The organism is Streptomyces sp. MUSC 14 (assembly GCF_001866675.1).
Taxonomy (GTDB): Bacteria; Actinomycetota; Actinomycetes; order Streptomycetales; family Streptomycetaceae; genus Streptomyces.
The window spans coordinates 214,568-232,613 of record NZ_MLYN01000007.1; the positions used below are offsets into that span (position 1 = coordinate 214,568).

The following is an 18,046-nucleotide window of genomic DNA, read 5'->3' on the forward strand; positions in this document are numbered from 1 at the left end:
ACAGCGTGGCTTCCGGATCCGATCGCAACCCGATCATCATTGGCGGCCTTCCGAGTCAGGTTCCTGACTTCGATCCCGAAGAGACCCAGGAGTGGCTCGACTCCCTCGACGCCGCCGTGGACGAGCGCGGGCGGGAGCGGGCCCGCTACCTCATGCTCCGCCTGATCGAGCGGGCCCGCGAGAAGCGCGTGGCCGTACCCGAGATGCGCAGCACGGACTACGTCAACACGATCCCGACCAAGAGCGAGCCGTTCTTCCCGGGCAACGAGGAGATCGAGCGCAAGATCCTCAACGCGACCCGCTGGAACGCGGCCGTGATGGTCTCGCGCGCCCAGCGCCCGGGCATCGGCGTCGGCGGCCACATCGCCACCTTCGCCTCCTCCGCCTCGCTGTACGACGTCGGCTTCAACCACTTCTTCCGCGGCAAGGACGACGGCAAGGGCGGCGACCAGGTCTTCTTCCAGGGCCACGCCTCCCCCGGCATCTACGCGCGCGCGTACCTGCTCGACCGGCTCACCGAGGACCAGCTCGACGGCTTCCGCCAGGAGAAGTCGAAGTACCCGAACGGCCTGTCCAGCTACCCGCACCCGCGCTCGATGCCGGACTTCTGGGAGTTCCCGACGGTCTCCATGGGCCTCGGCCCGCTCGGCGCGATCTTCCAGGCCCGGATGAACCGCTACATGGAGGCGCGCGGCATCGCCGACACCTCCGCCTCCCATGTGTGGGCGTTCCTCGGCGACGGCGAGATGGACGAGCCGGAGTCGCTCGGCCAGCTGTCCATCGCGGCCCGCGAGGGCCTGGACAACCTGACCTTCGTGGTCAACTGCAACCTGCAGCGGCTGGACGGACCGGTGCGCGGCAACGGCAAGATCATCCAGGAGCTGGAGTCGATCTTCCGGGGCGCCGGCTGGAACGTGATCAAGCTGATCTGGGACCGCACCTGGGACCCGCTGCTCGCGCAGGACCGGGACGGCATCCTCGTCAACAAGATGAACAACACCCCGGACGGCCAGTTCCAGACGTACGCCACGGAGTCGGGCGCCTACATCCGGGACCACTTCTTCGGCGACGACCACCGGCTGCGCGCCATGGTCGAGAACATGACCGACGACCAGATCCTGCACCTGGGCCGCGGCGGCCACGACCACCGCAAGATCTACGCGGCGTTCACGGCGGCCAAGGAGCACAAGGGCCAGCCGACGGTCATCCTGGCCAAGACGATCAAGGGCTGGACGCTGGGCCCCAACTTCGAGGGCCGCAACGCCACGCACCAGATGAAGAAGCTGACGGTCGACGACCTCAAGCGCTTCCGCGACCGCCTGCACCTGCCGATCACCGACCAGCAGCTGGAGTCCGGCCCGCCGCCGTACTACCACCCGGGCCGGGACACCGACGAGATCCAGTACATGCACGACATGCGCAAGCAGTGCGGCGGGTACGTCCCGACGCGCGTCGTGCGCTCCGCGCCACTGCCGCTCCCGGACGACAAGACGTACGCGACGGTGAAGAAGGGCACGGGCCAGCAGTCCATCGCGACGACGATGGCGTTCGTCCGGCTCCTCAAGGACCTCATGCGGGACAAGGAGATCGGCCGGCGCTTCGTACTGATCGCACCGGACGAGTACCGCACGTTCGGCATGGACTCCTTCTTCCCGAGCGCGAAGATCTACAACCCGCTTGGCCAGCAGTACGAGTCGGTGGACCGCGAACTGCTGCTCGCCTACAAGGAGTCACCGACCGGCCAGATGCTGCACGACGGCATCTCCGAGGCGGGCTGCACGGCGTCCCTGATCGCGGCGGGCTCGGCCTACGCCACGCACGGCGAGCCGCTGATCCCGGTCTACGTCTTCTACTCGATGTTCGGTTTCCAGCGCACCGGCGACCAGTTCTGGCAGATGGCCGACCAGCTGGCGCGCGGTTTCGTACTGGGTGCGACCGCCGGCCGTACGACTCTGACCGGTGAGGGACTCCAACACGCCGACGGCCACTCGCAGTTGCTCGCCTCGACCAACCCGGCGTGCGTGGCCTACGACCCGGCGTACGCGTACGAGATCGCGCACATCGTGCAGGACGGCCTGCGCCGGATGTACGGCGGCGACGCCGAACACCCGCACGGCGAGGACGTCTTCTACTACCTGACCGTCTACAACGAGCCCATCCGGCACCCGGCCGAGCCGGCGGACGTGGACGTCGAGGGCATCCTCAAGGGCGTCCACCGGATCGCTCCGGGCACGGCGGGCTCGATCCCGGCGCAGATCATGGCGTCGGGCGTGGCGGTGCCGTGGGCGCTGGAGGCGCAGAGGATCCTCGCCGAGGACTGGAACGTACGCGCCGACGTCTGGTCGGCCACCTCCTGGAACGAGCTGCGCCGCGAGGCGGTGGCGTGCGAGGAGCACAACCTCCTCCACCCGGAGGAGGATCAGCGCGTGCCGTACGTGACGCGCAAACTCGGCGGCGCCGAGGGGCCGTTCGTGGCCGTGTCCGACTGGATGCGCTCGGTTCCGGACCAGATCGCGCGGTGGGTGCCGGGCACGTACCAGTCGCTGGGCGCGGACGGCTTCGGCTTCGCCGACACCCGGGGCGCGGCGCGGCGCTTCTTCCACATCGACGCGCAGTCGATCGTGGTGGCGGTCCTGACCGAGCTGGCCCGGGAGGGCAAGGTCGACCGGTCCGTGCTGAAGCAGGCCGTCGACCGGTACCAGTTGCTGGATGTCACCGCCGCGCATCCGGGAGCGGCGGGCGGCGACGCGTAACGCTGCGCTCGGCTTCGGCCGACGGCGACCGGGGAGGGCTCACTTCGCCGTTGCCGGGCGCCGGTGGTTCGTGGCTGGTCGCGCATTTCCCCGCGCCCCTTGGCGGGCTGCAGTCGAGCGCCCTGAAGGGGCGCGGGGAACTGCGCGAGTGACCACCACGGACCCGCGCCCGGCAACGGCGAAGTGACACCACCTCAGTTGCCGTCGGCCGAAGCGCCGCAGGCTGACGCGCGCCGCCCCCTCCGCAGCGCGCGCCGTGGCCCGGTCGTCCTCCCATGCCCTGCGGAGGACTTGACCCACTGTGACCTGCGGCGCGCGCCCGGTGCGAGGGATCTTGAGCGGCGTCACCCTGATAGGTGAACTCCGCCCGGATCGGCATCAGATGTGACCCACGCCCGCGCCCGCCTCGGCGTTCGCACCCCGCTTGGTGAGCAGCGCGACGAGGATGGCGACCGCCGCCACGCCGGCCGCGACCAGGGAGGCGAGGCTCATGCCGGAGATGAACGTGTGGTGCGCGACCTCGGTGATCTTCGTGGCGACCGGCTCCGGCGTGCCCTTGGGCAGCGGCGCCACGCCGACCTGGACCGCCTCGGAGGCCTTGCCCAGCTGATCCGGGGTCAGCTTCGGCAGCCCCGCCCCGGTCCAGTTGCCCGCCAGGTCGCTGTCGACCTTGGAGGCCATCACGGCGCCGAGCACGGCCGTACCGAGGCTGCCGCCGATCTGCATGGCCGCCTGCTGGAGGCCGCCCGCGACACCGGACAGTTCCATGGGGGCGTTGCCGACGATGACCTCGGTGGCGCCGACCATGACCGGCGCGAGGCCGAAGCCGAGCAGCGCGAACCAGATCGACATGACACCGCTGCCGGTGTCGGCCTTGAGCGTCGACATGCCGTACATCGCGACGGCGGTCGCGGCCATGCCGCCGGCCAGCGGGATGCGCGGGCCGAGCTTCGTGATCGCGGCGCCGGCCAGCGGCGAGCCGACGATCATCATGCCGGTGAGCGGCAGCAGGTGCAGACCGGCCTTGATCGGGGTCAGCCCGTGCACGTTCTGGAGGTAGAACGTCACGAAGAACAGGCCGCCCATGAAGGCGATGGCCATCAGGACCATCAGGACCACGCCCGCCGAGAGCGGGACCGAGCGGAACAGGCCGAGGGGGATCAGCGGTTCGGCGACCCTCGTCTCCCAGACCGAGAAGAGCGCGAAGAGCAGGACCGAGGCGGCGATGAACGCCCAGGTCTTCCCGTCGCCCCAGCCCCACGTCGGGGCCTTGATGAGCGCCCAGACCAGGCAGAACATGGCGCCGGAGAGCAGTCCGATGCCGAGGACGTCGAAGGAGCGCGGGGCGTTCTCGGCGCGGTGGTCGAGCAGGATCAGCAGGCCGAGGGCCAGGGCGACGGCGCCGACCGGCACGTTGATGAAGAACACGGACTGCCAGCTGACGCGCTCGACGAGGACGCCGCCGAGGATCGGGCCGCCCGCGGTGGACGCACCGATCACCATGCCCCAGATGCCGATCGCCATGTTGAGCTTCTCGGCCGGGAAGGTGGCCCGCAGCAGGCCGAGCGCGGCCGGCATCAGCAGGGCGCCGAACAGGCCCTGGAAGACGCGGAAGGTGACGACGGCGGCGATGCTGTTCGACAGCCCGATGGCGCCGGAGGCGGCGGCGAAGCCGGTCACGCCTATCAGGAAGGTCTGGCGGTGCCCGAAGCGGTCGCCGAGCTTGCCCGCGGTGATCAGGGAGACCGCGAGGGCGAGGAAGTATCCGTTGGTGATCCACTGGACGTCGGCGAAGCTCGCGTCGAGGTCCTTCTGGATCGCGGGGTTCGCGATGGCCACGATGGTGCCGTCGAGGGCCACCATCATGACCCCTACGGCGACCGTGATGAGGGTGAACCACGGATGGCCGCGCAGCCCTGCGGAAGGGGGCGCCTCGAGCGGGGCCGTCGGCGCCCCGTCCCCCGCCCCCGAGGCGTCGAGAGTGGTCTGACTAGTCATACGTTCGAGGCTAGTGACAGCAGCTGACAGTTGACAAACGATTTCACATGTCAGTAACTGACACGTGTGAAAACTCTGCGCGAACGCAAGAAACAGCGCACCCGGGATTCGCTGCTGCGAGCCGCCCTCGAACTGTTCACCACCCAGGGGTACGAGCACACCACCGTCGACGAGATCGCCGAGGCCGTCGACGTCTCGCAGCGCACCTTCTTCCGGTACTTCGCCGGCAAGGAGGACGCGGCGTTCGCGGTGCAGGACATGACCGAACAGCACTTCCTGGCGTGCGTACGGACGCGGCCCGCACACGAGTCCCCGATGGAGGCGCTGCGCCAGGCGGTGCTGGAGGGCTGGGACGCGATCCGCGAGACGGTCGAGTCGGCCGTGCCGGTCGAGCTGTATCTGCGCATGTACCGCACGATCGAGTCGACGCCGGCGCTGCTCGCCGCGCATCTGCGCCGCTCGGCCGCGACCGAGGAGACGATCGCGAGGCTGCTGGCCGAGCGCGAGGGCGTCGACCCGGACGCCGACCCCCGGCCGAGGCTGGCGGTGGCCGTGTTCGGCGGGGTGATAAGGGTCACCGAGCGGCAGTGGTGCACGGGCGAGGACTTCAGCCTGGAGTCGATCCGTCAACTCACCGCGTCCTACCTCGATCAGGTGGGTCCGGCGCTCACCGGCAACTGGCGTACGAGCGGGGCCGGCAGGCCCGACTGACGGGGCGTTCGATCTTCGGCGAAACGTGATACCTGTCACTCGGTTACCGCGAGACCGTCTCGTTCTCCTAGTGTGTCCTCCCAGTGACTTCCTTCGACACCTCCCCGCAACTGAACGTCTGGCGCGCACTCCTGGCGCTGGCCGTGGTGTTCGTGATGCTCGCGACCACCGGCTGGACCGCCCTGCGCAGCCACCGGGAGTCGACGGCCCTTCAGGCCTCGGTCTCCGCGTGGGAGCACGGCCGGCTGCACGGCCACCGCCTGCCGGACCCCGAGACCGACCCGGCGCGGCTCACCCGTTACTTCGCGTCCCTCTCCCCCGCGGACCAGAGCCGCCTCGCCCACCGCTATCCGCTCGCCGTCGGCAACATGAACGGCGCCCCGGTCACCTTGCGCTACAGCGCCAACCGCATCGCGATGGAGCAGGCCCGCAAGGTCGAGCAGGAGCGCATGCACGACAGCCGGCTCAGCGCGGCCGGGCACCAGGACGCGGGCCGTCGTATGCACCGCTACGAGTCCCTGCTCACGCCCGGCCGGCAGATCCTCGCCTTCGACCCCGAGGGCACGGGCCGGATCGCCGAGGTGTTCGGAAACCTGGACGAGGCCCGGCGGATCTCGGTCGTCGTCCCGGGCGTCGACACCGACCTGCTCACCTTCCAGAAGACCAACCGCCCGTACACCGCCCCGGTCGGCATGGCCGGGGCGCTGTACGCGCAGGAGCGCAAGGCGAGCCCCGGCACCCGTACGGCCGTGATCGCCTGGGCCGACTACACCGCGCCCGACGGGCTCGGCGTGGACGCGGCCACCGGCCTGCGCGCGGCGGAGGGGGCCCTGCGGCTGAACGCCCTGCTGGACGCCCTGCCCGGCACGGCGCCGGTGGCGACGATCTGCCACAGCTACGGCTCGGTGCTCTGCGGCGTCGCCGCGCACGACATGCCCCGCCGGGTGTCCGACATAGCGGTGGCCGCGAGCCCCGGCATGCGGGTCTCCGAGGCCTCCCATCTGCGCACCGGCGCCCGGGTGTGGGCGATGCGGGACGCCACCGACTGGATCCAGGACGTGCCGTACCTGGAGCTGGGCGGGCTCGGCCATGGTGCCGACCCGGTGTCCTCGGCGTTCGGCGCGCGCGTGCTGTCGGCCCGGGACGCCCAGGGCCACGCGGGCTACTTCCAGCCCGGCACGGACAGCCTGCGCAACCTCGCCGACGTCGGCGTCGGCGCGTACGACGCGGTGACCTGCGCCCGGGACAACGACGCGTGCCGGGCCGGTGCGCCCGGCACGGCTGCGGCCGGACGCGCGTAGAAACAGCAGGAAGTGCGGTCTGCGCGGGTGGCGACGGAGGAGGACGTGCCGCATACGATGAGCCGCATGGGTGACGTACTGGCGGGTTTTCATGCCGTCTGGGAGTTCGAGTCCGACTCCGTGCTCATCCGTTACGAACGGGGGATTCGGACACCGAAGCTGTTCCAGGCGCTCGGCGAACGGCGCATCCCGCTGTCCGCGGTCGAGGGCGTGAGCCTCGCCCCGGGCAAGCGCGGCACCGTCGTCCTGCGGCTGCTGCCGCGCGCCGGCGCCGATCCGCTGCTGGAGGCGGCCGACGGGCAGCTCAAGGACGGCTCCGATCCGTACCGGCTGGTGCTGCCGGCCGAGCGGGAGACGCTCGCCGAGTACTACGCGGACGAGCTGAAGGGGCTGCTGACCGAGTCCGGGCCGGCCGACCGTCACCTGGTGGCCGCGCCCGAGGCGCCGCTGCACTTCAAGGCGTACGACGGGAAGGCCTCCTTCGACGGGACGGCCGTGCAGTTCCGCTGGTCCTGGACGGGCGCGTCCTCGGCGAAGTGGAAGGCGGGCGACCAGAGCTTCGCGGTCACCGACCTCAGCGGGGTGCAGTGGCGCTCGCCGGAGGTCTTCGAGGGGCATCTGCGGCTGATCAGGCGCCCGGCCGACTCGTCGGCCCCGGCGCTGCAGGCCGACCAGGACCCGGCGGCCGTGGTCTTCGGGCTGGGGTACGGCCCGGTGCACGAGTCGCTGCCGTTCGCCGCGGCGGTCCTGGCGGCCGTACGCGCGCGAGGGCCGGTGCCCGTGGTACCGGCCCCGGCGCGGCGGGACCCCGCCGACATCGCCGAGCGGATCCGGCATCTCGGGGAGCTGCACCAGGCCGGACTGGTCACCGACGAGGAATTCTCCTCCAAGAAGGCCGAGTTGCTGGCCGAGCTGTAGCGGTTCGGGGGATCCGGGTCAGGGGCGCGGGATCACTTCCCCGCCGCGTAGAAGCTGATCTTGTGGTCCAGGACGGACAGGGTGTCGTGCAGCTCCGCGATGCGGGTCAGGACGTCCCTGCGGGTCGACTCCAGCAGTTCCTGGCGCTCGGCGTACGTGCTCTCGCCCTCCCGCACCAGCTCCGCGTACCGCACCATGTCCGCCACCGGCATGCCCGTCAGCCGCAGCTTCGTCACGAAGTCCAGCCAGTCCAGGTCGCGGTTGCTGTAGCGGCGCTGGCCGGTGTGGGAGCGGTCGACGTGCGGCATCAGCCCGATCCGCTCGTACCAGCGCAGGGTGTGCGCGGTCAGGCCGGTGAACACGACGACCTCGCTGATCGTGTAGCGGTCCTGGCCGTCGGGGCGGGGATGGCGTCGGGGTGGGGCGGAGCAGATGTCTGCGGGGGCCGTGCGTGCGGGGTCCGCCGGCTTGGTCTGCGTCACCGTCATGGCCCCACGCTATGGCCTTCGAGTGCGCTCCAAGCAAGCGGAACCCGGTAAGAAATACGCGGGACGCGCACCGGGGCGGTTGGTTAGCGTGCGCCGCATGAGTCTTGCACGCCGGGCCCTGCCCGAGGACGCCGTGGAAGTGCTGCGGCTGCGCCAGGTCATGATCGACGCGCTGCCGGTCACGGGGCGGAACGGATCGACCGACTGGCACGCCGAGTCCCTGCCGACGCTCACCGCGCGGCTCGCCGGGGAGGCCGGGGACTTCGCGGCCTTCGTCGTGGACCATCCCGAGCGGCCGGGGGCGCTGGCCGCGCTGACGGTCGGGACTCTGGAGTACCGCATCGGGAAGGCCGGCAACCCGCACGGCCGCGTCGGACACGTCTTCAGCGTGGCGACCGACCCGGACGCCCGGCGGCGCGGGTACGCGCGCGCGTGCATGGAGGAGCTGCTGGCCTGGTTCCGCGCACAGGGAGCCGGGCACGTGCTGCTCAACGCCTCCCCGGAGGCCGAGCCGCTGTACGCCTCCCTCGGCTTCACCCGTGACCCGGACCCGTCGATGCGGCTGCTGCTGTGAGCCGCATAGGCTCGCCCCCATGTCGTTCCCCATGTCGCTGAAGAGCCTCGCGTCGATCGAGAACTGGCCCGTGCCCACCGCGGCGGCGGGTGTCGTACGGGCCGACGGGACCGTCCTCGGCACGCACGGCCCCGTCGGGCACCGCTTTCCGCTCGCCTCGGTCACCAAGCCGCTGGCGGCGTACGCGGCGCTCGTGGCGTACGAGGAGGGCGCGATCGAGCTGGACGAGCCGGCCGGTCCGCCCGGTGCGACCGTGCGGCACCTGCTCGCGCACACCTCCGGGCTGGCCTTCGACGAGCACCGGGTGACGGCGCCGGCCGGGGAGCGGCGGCTGTACTCCAACGCCGGTTTCGAGCAGCTCGGCGACCACATCGCCAAGGCCACGGACATCCCGTTCGCCGAGTATCTGCGGCAGGCGGTGCTGGAGCCGCTGGGGATGACGTCGACGTCGCTGGCCGGCTCTCCCGCCAAGGACGGGGTGTCCACGGTCGCGGACCTGCTGCGGTTCGCGGCGGAGGTGCAGGCGCCCCGGCTGCTGGATCCGCGGACGGTGGCACAGGCGATGACGGTGCAGTACCCGGGGACGAAGGGCGTCCTGCCGGGCTACGGCCACCAGAACCCGAACGACTGGGGACTGGGTTTCGAGATCCGCGACGCCAAGTCACCGCACTGGACGGGAAGTTCGTCGTCCCCGCGGACCTTCGGTCACTTCGGTCAGGCGGGTACGTTCCTGTGGATCGACCCGGACGCGGGGGTGGCGGGGGTCGCCCTGGCGGACCGCGCGTTCGGGCCCTGGGCGATCGAGGCGTGGCCGGTGTTCACGGACGCGGTGCTGGCGGAAGTGCGCGGCTGAGCCGGCTCTCACCCCGCCATCTCCCACATCAGCAGCTCGGCCTCCGTCGCCCCCAGCGCCGCCAGGTCCCGCGCCCCGGTGATCCGGGCCGAGTCGCCCGCCGCCAGCTCCTCCTGCGCCAGCCGGACCGTGCCCCGGATCACATGGACGTAGACGTACGCCCCGTCCGGGACCGCCGTCCGCTCCCCCGGGGCCAGGCGGCGGACGTGGAGCATGGCGCCGGCCGCCGGGAGGGCGTAGGGCGTGGCGTCGGCGATGCCCGGGACGATGGCGTACGACGGGTCGCCGCCCGGCTCCCTCGGCGCCAGCCACATCTGGAGGAAGACCAGCGGGACCGCGCCGTCGTTGCGCTCCACGTGGCGGACGCCCGCTGCGGCGCCGAGGTGCTGCACGTCGCCGGGGCGGACCGTCGTCTCGTGGCCCGCGGAGTCGCGGTGGGTCAGCTCGCCCTCGATCACCCAGGTGACGATCTCGGTGTGACTGTGCGGGTGTTCGTCGAAGCCGGCGCCGGGCGCGAGGTGTTCCTCGTTGCAGGCGATCACGGCGCCGAAGCGCAGGTTGCCGGGGTCGTAGTGCGGGCCGAAGGAGAAGGCGTGCCAGGTGTCGATCCCGGCCTCCGGGTCCCCTCCGCGATAGCGCTCGGCGGCGCGCCGTACCTCGATCACGGGCACCACGGTAGCCCCGCCGCGCCTCCCGCCTCTCACCTGCCTCCTACCCTGCGGCGCACGGGGCCGTCCGGATAAGGCAGGCTTGTCCCCGTGCCCGAACCCGAATCCCGCAGCAGCGATCCTCACGCGGATTCCCGCGCCGATCACCGCGCACACGACGTCCACCAGCACTCCGCGACCCTGAAGCGGCTGGAGAAGTCCTCCGGATCACTCGCCGCGCAGGCCATCGCGCGGATGGACGAGACCCTGCCGTGGTACCGGGCGATGCCACCGGAGAACCGTTCCTGGATCGGGCTCGTGGCCCAGGCGGGCATCGCCGCGTTCACCGAGTGGTTCCGGCACCCGGACGCCCCGCAGGCCATCTCCACCGACGTCTTCGGGACCGCGCCGCGCGAGCTGACCCGGGCCATCACGCTGCGCCAGACCGTGGAGATGGTGCGGACCACCATCGAGGTCATGGAGAGCGCCATCGACGAGGTGGCCGCTCCCGGCGACGAACGAGTGCTGCGCGAGGCGCTGCTCGTGTACGCCCGCGAGATCGCCTTCGCCACCGCCCAGGTGTACGCCCAGGCCGCCGAGGCACGCGGTGCCTGGGACGCGCGGCTGGAGTCGCTGGTCGTGAACGCCGTGCTCAGCGGGGAGGCCGACGAGGGGGCCGTCAGCCGGGCGGCCGCGCTCGGCTGGAACTCGCCCGAGCATGTGTGCGTGGTCCTCGGGACCGCGCCCGACGGGGACAGCGAGCTGACCGTGGAGGCCATCCGGCGGGCCGCCCGGCACGCCAAGCTCCAGGTGCTCACCGGGGTGCTCGGGGACCGGCTCGTCGTCATCGCCGGCGGGAGCGACAATCCGCTCGCCGTCGCCAAGTCGCTGATCGGCCCGTTCGCCGCCGGTCCGGTCGTCGCCGGGCCCGTCGTACCGGATCTGCTGGCCGCCACCCGGTCCGCGCAGGCCGCCGCCGCCGGACTGAAGGCCTGTTCCGCCTGGCAGGACGCGCCGCGGCCGGTGCTGGCGGACGATCTCCTGCCGGAGCGCGCCATCGCGGGTGATCCGAGCGCCCGCGAGCAGCTGGTGGAGGAGATCTACAGACCGTTGGAGGAAGCGGGCTCGGCGCTTCTGGAAACCCTGAGTGTCTACCTGGAGCAGGCGAGCAGTCTGGAGGGCGCGGCCCGGATGCTCTTCGTTCACCCGAACACCGTGCGCTACCGGCTTCGACGTGTGACTGACGTCACCGGATGGTCACCCTCGGATGTACGATCCGCCTTCACGCTGCGGATCGCGCTCATCCTGGGGCGTCTGGTCGACGGCGATCCTCAGACATAGGGTTTTGTCGGGGGCCCACAAAACGCCCCCGTGTTCTTCGTCCCTGTCCCCACGGGCGGCCGCGGCCGTCCCCAAGAGAGAGTGTGAGAGTGCTCGTACTCGTCGCTCCCGGCCAGGGCGCCCAGACGCCCGGCTTCCTGACCCCCTGGCTCGAACTGCCCGGCGCCAAGGACCGCGTCGCCGCCTGGTCGGACGCCATCGACCTGGACCTGGTCCACTACGGCACCGCGGCCGACGCCGACGCCATCCGTGACACGGCCGTGGCCCAGCCGCTGCTGGTCGCCGCCGGCCTGCTGTCCGCCGCGGCACTCGGTGACATTGCCGAGGTCGCGCCGGGCGCGGTCGCGGGCCACAGCGTCGGTGAGATCACCGCGGCCGCCTTCGCCGGGGTCCTGGACGACACCGACGCGCTGCGTCTGGTCCGCCGGCGGGGTCTGGCGATGGCCGACGCCGCCGCGATCACCGAGACCGGCATGTCGGCGCTGCTCGGCGGCGACCCCGAGGTGACCGTCCCGCACCTGGAGAAGCTGGGCCTGACCCCGGCGAACATCAACGGCGCGGGTCAGATCGTCGCGGCGGGCACGCTGGCGGAGCTGGCCGCGCTGGCCGAGGACAAGCCCGAGGGCGTCCGCAAGGTCGTCGCGCTGAAGGTCGCCGGCGCCTTCCACACCCGTCACATGGCCCCGGCCGTCGAGACGCTGGAGAAGGCCATCGCGGAGCTGACGCCCGCCGACCCGCAGGTCACCTACGTCTCCAACCGGGACGGCAAGGCCGTCGTGACCGGCGCCGAGGTCCTGGAGCGGCTGGCCGGCCAGGTCGCCAACCCCGTGCGCTGGGACCTGTGCATGCAGACGTTCCAGGAGCTGGGCGTCACCGCGCTGCTGGAGGTGTGCCCGGGCGGCACGCTCACCGGCCTGGCCAAGCGCGCCCTGCCCGGCGTCAAGACGCTCGCTCTGAAGACCCCCGACGACCTCGAAGCGGCCCGCGCGCTCATCGCAGAGCACGCCGGCGCCGGCGCCTAAGGAGCCGTAGATGGCGAAGATCAAGCCCAGCAAGGGCTCCCCCTATGCGCGCATCCTCGGCGTCGGCGGCTACCGCCCGACCCGGGTGGTGCCCAACGAGGTGATCCTGGAGAAGATCGACTCGTCCGACGAGTGGATCCGCTCGCGCTCCGGCATCGAGACGCGGCACTGGGCCGGTCCCGAGGAGACCGTGGCCGCGATGTCGATCGAGGCCGCCGGCAAGGCGATCGCGGACGCCGGCATCTCCGCCGAGCAGATCGGTGCCGTGGTCGTCTCGACCGTCTCGCACTTCAAGCAGACCCCGGCCGTCGCCACCGAGATCGCCGACAAGCTGGGCACGGACAAGGCCGCCGCCTTCGACATCTCGGCCGGCTGCGCGGGCTTCGGCTACGGCCTCACCCTCGCCAAGGGCATGATCGTGGAGGGCTCCGCCGAGTACGTGCTCGTCATCGGCGTGGAGCGGCTCAGCGACCTGACCGACCTGGAGGACCGGGCCACGGCCTTCCTGTTCGGTGACGGCGCCGGAGCGGTCGTCGTCGGCCCCTCGCAGGAGCCGGCGATCGGCCCGACGGTGTGGGGCTCCGAGGGCGACAAGTCGGAGACCATCAAGCAGACCGTCTCGTGGAACGACTTCCGCATCGGCGACGTCTCCCAACTGCCGCTGGACAGCGAGGGCAACGTCAAGTTCCCCGCGATCACCCAGGAGGGCCAGGCGGTGTTCCGCTGGGCCGTGTTCGAGATGGCGAAGGTCGCCCAGCAGGCGCTGGACGCGGCCGGGATCGCCCCGGACGACCTGGACGTCTTCATCCCGCACCAGGCCAACGAGCGGATCATCGACTCGATGGTGAAGACCCTCAAACTGCCGGAGCACGTCACGGTCGCCCGTGACATCCGCACCACCGGCAACACCTCGGCCGCCTCGATCCCGCTCGCGATGGAGCGGCTCCTGGCGACCGGGGAGGCGAAGAGCGGCGACACCGCGCTTCTCATCGGCTTCGGGGCGGGTCTCGTCTTCGCCGCCACGGTCGTTACCCTCCCCTAGGCACTCCGTGCCGGATCTCCCGGTCCGGCAGGGGGACAACTGCCACAAACCGTCTGAACACCGAAGAAGGAGCGCCAACATGGCCGCCACTCAGGAAGAGATCGTCGCCGGTCTCGCCGACATCGTGAACGAGATCGCCGGCATCCCGGTTGAGGACGTCCAGCTGGACAAGTCCTTCACCGACGACCTGGACGTCGACTCGCTGTCCATGGTCGAGGTCGTCGTCGCCGCCGAGGAGCGCTTCGACGTGAAGATCCCCGACGAGGACGTCAAGAACCTCAAGACCGTCGGCGACGCGACCGACTACATCCTCAAGCACCAGGACTGAGCCACCCCTCAGTCCCGCTGCTAGGCCCCGCCACCCGGCGGTGTTTCGCCGTAGAATCCCCATCCGCTTGGAGAAAGAATTCCCGTGAGCCCGACCAATCGCACCGTGGTCGTCACCGGTATCGGCGCAACCACACCGCTGGGTGGCACCGCGGCGTCGTTCTGGGACGCCCTCGTCGCCGGCACGTCCGGCGTCAGCCTGCTGGAGCAGGAGTGGGCGGCCGAGCTGCCGGTCAAGATCGCCGCGCAGATCGCCGTCGAGCCGGGCGAGATCATCCCCCGGCCGCAGGCCCGCAAGCTGGACCGGTCCGCGCAGTTCGCGCTGATCGCGGCACAGGAGGCCTGGAAGGACGCCGGTTTCACCGCCAAGGCCGGTGAGGACGCGTCCGTGAACCCCGACCGTCTGGGTGCGGTCATCGCCTCCGGCATCGGCGGCGTGACGACGCTCCTGGACCAGTACGACATCCTCAAGGAGAAGGGCGTACGCCGCGTCTCCCCGCACACCGTGCCGATGCTGATGCCCAACTCCCCGGCGGCCAACGTCGGTATCGAGCTGGGTGCCCGCGCCGGTGTGCACACCCCGGTCTCGGCCTGCGCCTCGGGCGCGGAGGCCATCGGGTACGCGATCGAGATGATCCGCACCGGGCGTGCGGACGTGGTCGTGGCCGGTGGTACCGAGGCCGCCATCCACCCGCTCCCCATCGCCGCGTTCGGCAACATGATGGCGATGAGCAAGAACAACGACGACCCGCAGGGCGCCTCGCGTCCCTACGACGCCGACCGCAACGGCTTCGTGCTCGGCGAGGGCGCCGGGGCGATCATCCTGGAGTCCGAGGAGCACGCGAAGGCCCGCGGCGCCCGGATCTACGTCGAGGCGGTCGGCCAGGGCATCTCCGCCGACGCCCACCACATCACGCAGCCCGAGCCGTCCGGCGACGGCATCGCGCACGCGCTGCAGAACCTGATGGACAACACCGACCTGAAGCCGGCCGAGATCGTGCACGTGAACGCGCACGCCACCTCGACGCCGCAGGGCGACGTGGCCGAGATCAAGGCGCTGCGCAAGGTGTTCGGCGACGACGTCGACCACATGGCGATCTCCGCGACCAAGTCGATGACCGGTCACCTGCTCGGCGGCGCGGGCGGCATCGAGACCGTCGCGTCGATCCTGGCGCTGGTGAACCGTACGGCGCCGCCGACGATCAACCTCGACAACCTCGACCCCGAGGTCAACGCGGACATCGTGCGCGGCGAGGCCCGCCCGCTGCCCGAGGGCCGTATCGCCGTGCTGAACGACTCGTTCGGCTTCGGCGGCCACAACGTGGTGCTGGCCTTCAGGACCGTCTGAACCAGCTCAGGAAAGGGCCCCTGCCGGTCGGCAGGGGCCCTTTCCCGTGTGTGCCCTCACACCACCTGGTGCAGCCAGCGCACCGGCGCGCCCTCGCCCGCGTACCGGAACGGCTCCAGCTCGTCGTCCCACGGCTTGCCCAGCAGCTTGGACAGTTCGGCCTCCAGGTCGGTCTCGCCGCGCTGGCTGCGCTGGAGGGCGGCGCGCAGCCGGTCCTCGGGGATGAGGATGTCGCCGTGGATGCCGGTGACGGCGTGGAAGATGCCGAGGTCGGGGGTGCAGCTGTAGCGCTCGCCCTCGGCGGTGGGGCAGGGCTCGGCGGTGACCTCGAAGCGGAGCAGGTGCCAGCCGCGCAGGGCCGAGGCGAGCTTGGACGCCGTACCGGCCTCGCCCTGCCAGGAGAACTCCGAGCGCCAGGTGCCGGGGGCCGCGGGCTGCCGGATCCAGTCGAGGTTGACGCGCGTGCCGAGCACCCCGGCGACGGCCCACTCGACGTGCGGGCACAGCGCGCGCGGCGCGGAGTGCACGTACAGAACTCCACGTGTCGTCACCGGAACCTCCGGACAGAGCGGGACATCTTGCGGACTGGCGGGCGGCAGTGGGGCGACGGCCGCGTTGATGGCGAGGCTACCCTGCGGCGGCGCAAGGAGTGTGACGTACCGTCGGTCCCGGCGCCAGGAAACCCCCGCCATTCACCCAGGGGGACGCCTGTACGGGGGTGCTCCGTTCCAGGGCGCCCGGCCCGGGAACCCTCGCACGTTGTGAGGAGAGGAAGCACCTACGACGACCGGAGTGGCGCCGGGCGCCGCCGACGAGGGGATCAGCAGGGGATGGGCAAGCCGAGCAGCCGTACGCGAGCCGCTCTCGCCGTCGTGGCGGTGGCCGCGCTGGGAGTCGCCGGATGCGATGCCGGCGGCGGCAGCGCGCCCGCGCCGGACGGCACCAGGGAGCACGCCGCCAGGTCCGCCCCGGAGTGGAACACCAGCCCGCGCTCGATCGCCGCGGTCGGCGACTCCATCACCCGCGGCTTCGACGCGTGCACGGTGCTGTCGGACTGCCCCGAGGTGTCGTGGGCGACGGGCAGCGACGCGCAGGTGGACAGCCTGGCGGTGCGCCTGCTCGGCGCGCCGGGCGCGGCCCGGAACAGCTGGAACTACGCGGTGACCGGCGCCCGGATGGCGGACCTGCCGGGGCAGATGACCCAGGCGGCGGCGCACAGCCCCGGGTTGGTCACGGTGATGGCGGGCGCGAACGACGCCTGCCGCGACTCGGCGTCGGCGATGACCCCGGTGGCCGCGTTCCGCGCGGACTTCGAGGAGGCGCTGCGCACGCTGCACAAGGAGGCGCCGAAGACGCAGGTGTACGTGGCGAGCGTGCCGAACCTGAAGCGGCTGTGGGCCGAGGGCCGGACCAATCCGCTGGGCAAGGAGGTGTGGAAGCTCGGCATCTGCCCGTCGATGCTGTCCGACGCGGACGACCTGACGAAGGGGGCCGGCCTGCGCCGGGACCAGGTGCAGCAGCGGGTGGTGGAGTACAACAAGGTGCTGAAGGACGTCTGCGCCCAGGACCGCCGCTGCCGCTTCGACGGGGGCGCGGTCTACGCCTACGACTTCGACACCGACCAGCTCAGCCACTGGGACTGGTTCCACCCGAGCAGGAACGGCCAGGCCCGGCTGGCCGAGATCGCCTACCGCGCGGTGACGAAGAAGCAGCCCTGACCTAGGGTTTCCCACATGAGCGAACTTTTCGGCACACTTTCCGACGGCACGGATGTCCATCGCTGGACCCTGGAGCGTGCCGGGACGCGCGTCGAGGTGCTGACCTACGGCGGCATCGTGCGCTCGCTGGAGGTGCCGGACCGTGAGGGCCTGCGGACGAACGTGGTCCTCGGCTTCGGTTCCCTGGACGGCTATCTCGCCCACCCGGAGCCGTACTTCGGCGCCCTGGTGGGCCGGTACGCCAACCGGATCGCGGGTGCCCGCTTCCCGCTGGACGGCGCGCTCTACGCCCTGGAGCAGAACGACGGCACCAACTCCCTGCACGGCGGCGCCCGGGGTTTCGACCGGCGGGTGTGGGACGCCGAGCCGGTCGGGCACGGCCTGCGGCTGAGCCGGGTCAGCCCGCACGGCGAGGAGGGCTTCCCGGGCCGGCTGGCGGTGTCGGTCACGTACACGCTGGACGCGTCCGGCGCCCTGCACCTCGCCTACGAGGCGACGACGGACGCGCCGACGGTCCTCAACCTCACGAGCCACGGCTACGTCAACCTGGCCGGCCGGGACGCCGGCCACGCGGGCGGCCACGAACTGCGCATCGCCGCCTCCCGCTTCACCCCGGTCGACGCGGACCTGATCCCGACGGGTGCCCTGGCAGACGTGACCGGCACCCGTTTCGACTTCCGCGAGGCCCGCAAGAGCGGCTCGGGCTACGACCACAACTTCGTCCTGGACAAGGGGTTGACCGCGACCGCGCAGGAGGTCGCCGAACTGCACGACCCGGCCTCCGGCCGCACCCTGACCCTCTCGACGACCGAACCGGGCCTCCAGCTCTACACCGCCGACCACCTGCCCGAGCCGTTCGCCCCGGGCGCCGGCATCGCCCTGGAGACCCAGCACTTCCCGGACTCCCCGAACCACCCGGAGTTCCCGAGCACGGTGCTGCGGCCGGGCGAGGTGTTCAGGTCGGAGACGGTGTACGCCTTCTCGGTCCGCTAGGACGGGCCCCGG

The 18,046-nt window shown here is 71.4% G+C and carries 17 protein-coding genes; 13 read left to right on the top strand and 4 right to left on the bottom strand.

What is annotated here, in order from left to right; genetic code table 11:
* Nucleotides 1-5: 5 nt before the first annotated feature.
* Nucleotides 6-2,753, top strand: coding sequence for a pyruvate dehydrogenase (acetyl-transferring), homodimeric type (aceE, locus tag BIV25_RS02310; protein ID WP_071370383.1), 2,748 nt, complete (start codon nucleotides 6-8; stop codon nucleotides 2,751-2,753).
* 378 nt (nucleotides 2,754-3,131) lie between these two features.
* Here aceE and BIV25_RS02315 read toward each other — a convergent pair whose 3' ends face one another.
* Complete coding sequence (locus tag BIV25_RS02315) at nucleotides 3,132-4,751, bottom strand: MFS transporter (protein ID WP_071370384.1); 1,620 nt, start codon at nucleotides 4,749-4,751, stop codon at nucleotides 3,132-3,134.
* A gap of 66 nt (nucleotides 4,752-4,817) precedes the next feature.
* Here BIV25_RS02315 and BIV25_RS02320 point away from each other — a divergent pair, with 66 nt between their 5' ends.
* From BIV25_RS02320 to BIV25_RS02330, 3 genes are all read left to right on the top strand, one after another.
* A complete protein-coding gene (locus BIV25_RS02320) occupies nucleotides 4,818-5,462 on the top strand; it encodes a TetR family transcriptional regulator (protein WP_071370385.1) in 645 nt (214 codons plus the stop codon).
* A gap of 83 nt (nucleotides 5,463-5,545) precedes the next feature.
* Entirely contained in the window at nucleotides 5,546-6,763 is a 1,218-nt protein-coding gene (locus BIV25_RS02325) for an alpha/beta hydrolase (RefSeq protein ID WP_071370386.1), read from the top strand.
* A gap of 66 nt (nucleotides 6,764-6,829) precedes the next feature.
* Nucleotides 6,830-7,681 (top strand): DUF4429 domain-containing protein, encoded by an 852-nt coding sequence (locus BIV25_RS02330; RefSeq protein WP_071370619.1) that lies wholly within the window; start codon nucleotides 6,830-6,832, stop codon nucleotides 7,679-7,681.
* A 32-nt stretch (nucleotides 7,682-7,713) separates the two neighbouring features.
* Here BIV25_RS02330 and BIV25_RS02335 read toward each other — a convergent pair whose 3' ends face one another.
* A complete protein-coding gene (locus BIV25_RS02335) occupies nucleotides 7,714-8,169 on the bottom strand; it encodes a MerR family transcriptional regulator (RefSeq protein WP_071370387.1) in 456 nt (151 codons plus the stop codon).
* Nucleotides 8,170-8,266: 97 nt separating this feature from the next.
* Here BIV25_RS02335 and BIV25_RS02340 point away from each other — a divergent pair, with 97 nt between their 5' ends.
* Nucleotides 8,267-8,743, top strand: coding sequence for a GNAT family N-acetyltransferase (locus BIV25_RS02340; RefSeq protein WP_071370388.1), 477 nt, complete (start codon nucleotides 8,267-8,269; stop codon nucleotides 8,741-8,743).
* A 31-nt stretch (nucleotides 8,744-8,774) separates the two neighbouring features.
* Entirely contained in the window at nucleotides 8,775-9,596 is an 822-nt protein-coding gene (locus BIV25_RS02345; protein WP_071370620.1) for a serine hydrolase, read from the top strand.
* Nucleotides 9,597-9,604: 8 nt separating this feature from the next.
* On the opposite strand, the gene BIV25_RS02350 is transcribed toward BIV25_RS02345, so the two are convergent.
* Nucleotides 9,605-10,258 (bottom strand): pirin family protein, encoded by a 654-nt coding sequence (locus BIV25_RS02350; RefSeq protein ID WP_071370621.1) that lies wholly within the window; start codon nucleotides 10,256-10,258, stop codon nucleotides 9,605-9,607.
* Between the two features lie 96 nt (nucleotides 10,259-10,354).
* On the opposite strand from BIV25_RS02350, the gene BIV25_RS02355 reads away from it, so the two are divergent.
* From BIV25_RS02355 to fabF, 5 genes are all read left to right on the top strand, one after another.
* Nucleotides 10,355-11,584: a CdaR family transcriptional regulator gene (locus tag BIV25_RS02355; protein WP_071370389.1), complete on the top strand. Its 1,230-nt coding sequence runs from the start codon at nucleotides 10,355-10,357 to the stop codon at nucleotides 11,582-11,584.
* 89 nt (nucleotides 11,585-11,673) lie between these two features.
* Nucleotides 11,674-12,606: an ACP S-malonyltransferase gene (locus BIV25_RS02360; protein ID WP_071370390.1), complete on the top strand. Its 933-nt coding sequence runs from the start codon at nucleotides 11,674-11,676 to the stop codon at nucleotides 12,604-12,606.
* A gap of 10 nt (nucleotides 12,607-12,616) precedes the next feature.
* Complete coding sequence (locus BIV25_RS02365; protein ID WP_071370391.1) at nucleotides 12,617-13,648, top strand: ketoacyl-ACP synthase III; 1,032 nt, start codon at nucleotides 12,617-12,619, stop codon at nucleotides 13,646-13,648.
* Nucleotides 13,649-13,727: 79 nt separating this feature from the next.
* Complete coding sequence (locus tag BIV25_RS02370; RefSeq protein WP_071370392.1) at nucleotides 13,728-13,976, top strand: acyl carrier protein; 249 nt, start codon at nucleotides 13,728-13,730, stop codon at nucleotides 13,974-13,976.
* Nucleotides 13,977-14,060: 84 nt separating this feature from the next.
* Nucleotides 14,061-15,323 carry a beta-ketoacyl-ACP synthase II gene (gene fabF, locus BIV25_RS02375; protein ID WP_071370393.1) on the top strand — a complete coding sequence of 421 codons (1,263 nt, stop codon included), beginning with the start codon at nucleotides 14,061-14,063 and terminating at the stop codon, nucleotides 15,321-15,323.
* Between the two features lie 56 nt (nucleotides 15,324-15,379).
* Here fabF and BIV25_RS02380 read toward each other — a convergent pair whose 3' ends face one another.
* Entirely contained in the window at nucleotides 15,380-15,874 is a 495-nt protein-coding gene (locus BIV25_RS02380) for a DUF3145 domain-containing protein (RefSeq protein WP_071370394.1), read from the bottom strand.
* 279 nt (nucleotides 15,875-16,153) lie between these two features.
* On the opposite strand from BIV25_RS02380, the gene BIV25_RS02385 reads away from it, so the two are divergent.
* The gene (locus tag BIV25_RS02385; RefSeq protein WP_071370395.1) at nucleotides 16,154-17,041 is read left to right on the top strand and encodes an SGNH/GDSL hydrolase family protein; all 888 of its coding nucleotides are present in this window, start codon (nucleotides 16,154-16,156) and stop codon (nucleotides 17,039-17,041) included.
* 15 nt (nucleotides 17,042-17,056) lie between these two features.
* Nucleotides 17,057-18,034, top strand: a complete 978-nt coding sequence (locus tag BIV25_RS02390) for an aldose epimerase family protein (RefSeq protein WP_071370396.1) — start codon at nucleotides 17,057-17,059, stop codon at nucleotides 18,032-18,034.
* Nucleotides 18,035-18,046 lie beyond the last annotated feature (12 nt).

Coding starts and splice junctions, on each gene's coding strand:
- BIV25_RS02315 (WP_071370384.1), bottom strand. CDS start 4,751: ATGACTAGTCAGACCACTCTCGACGCCTCGGGGGCGGGGGACGGGGCG.
- BIV25_RS02345 (WP_071370620.1), top strand. CDS start 8,775: ATGTCGCTGAAGAGCCTCGCGTCGATCGAGAACTGGCCCGTGCCCACC.
- BIV25_RS02390 (WP_071370396.1), top strand. CDS start 17,057: ATGAGCGAACTTTTCGGCACACTTTCCGACGGCACGGATGTCCATCGC.
- BIV25_RS02335 (WP_071370387.1), bottom strand. CDS start 8,169: ATGACGGTGACGCAGACCAAGCCGGCGGACCCCGCACGCACGGCCCCC.
- BIV25_RS02370 (WP_071370392.1), top strand. CDS start 13,728: ATGGCCGCCACTCAGGAAGAGATCGTCGCCGGTCTCGCCGACATCGTG.
- BIV25_RS02365 (WP_071370391.1), top strand. CDS start 12,617: ATGGCGAAGATCAAGCCCAGCAAGGGCTCCCCCTATGCGCGCATCCTC.
- BIV25_RS02385 (WP_071370395.1), top strand. CDS start 16,154: ATGGGCAAGCCGAGCAGCCGTACGCGAGCCGCTCTCGCCGTCGTGGCG.
- BIV25_RS02340 (WP_071370388.1), top strand. CDS start 8,267: ATGAGTCTTGCACGCCGGGCCCTGCCCGAGGACGCCGTGGAAGTGCTG.
- BIV25_RS02330 (WP_071370619.1), top strand. CDS start 6,830: ATGGGTGACGTACTGGCGGGTTTTCATGCCGTCTGGGAGTTCGAGTCC.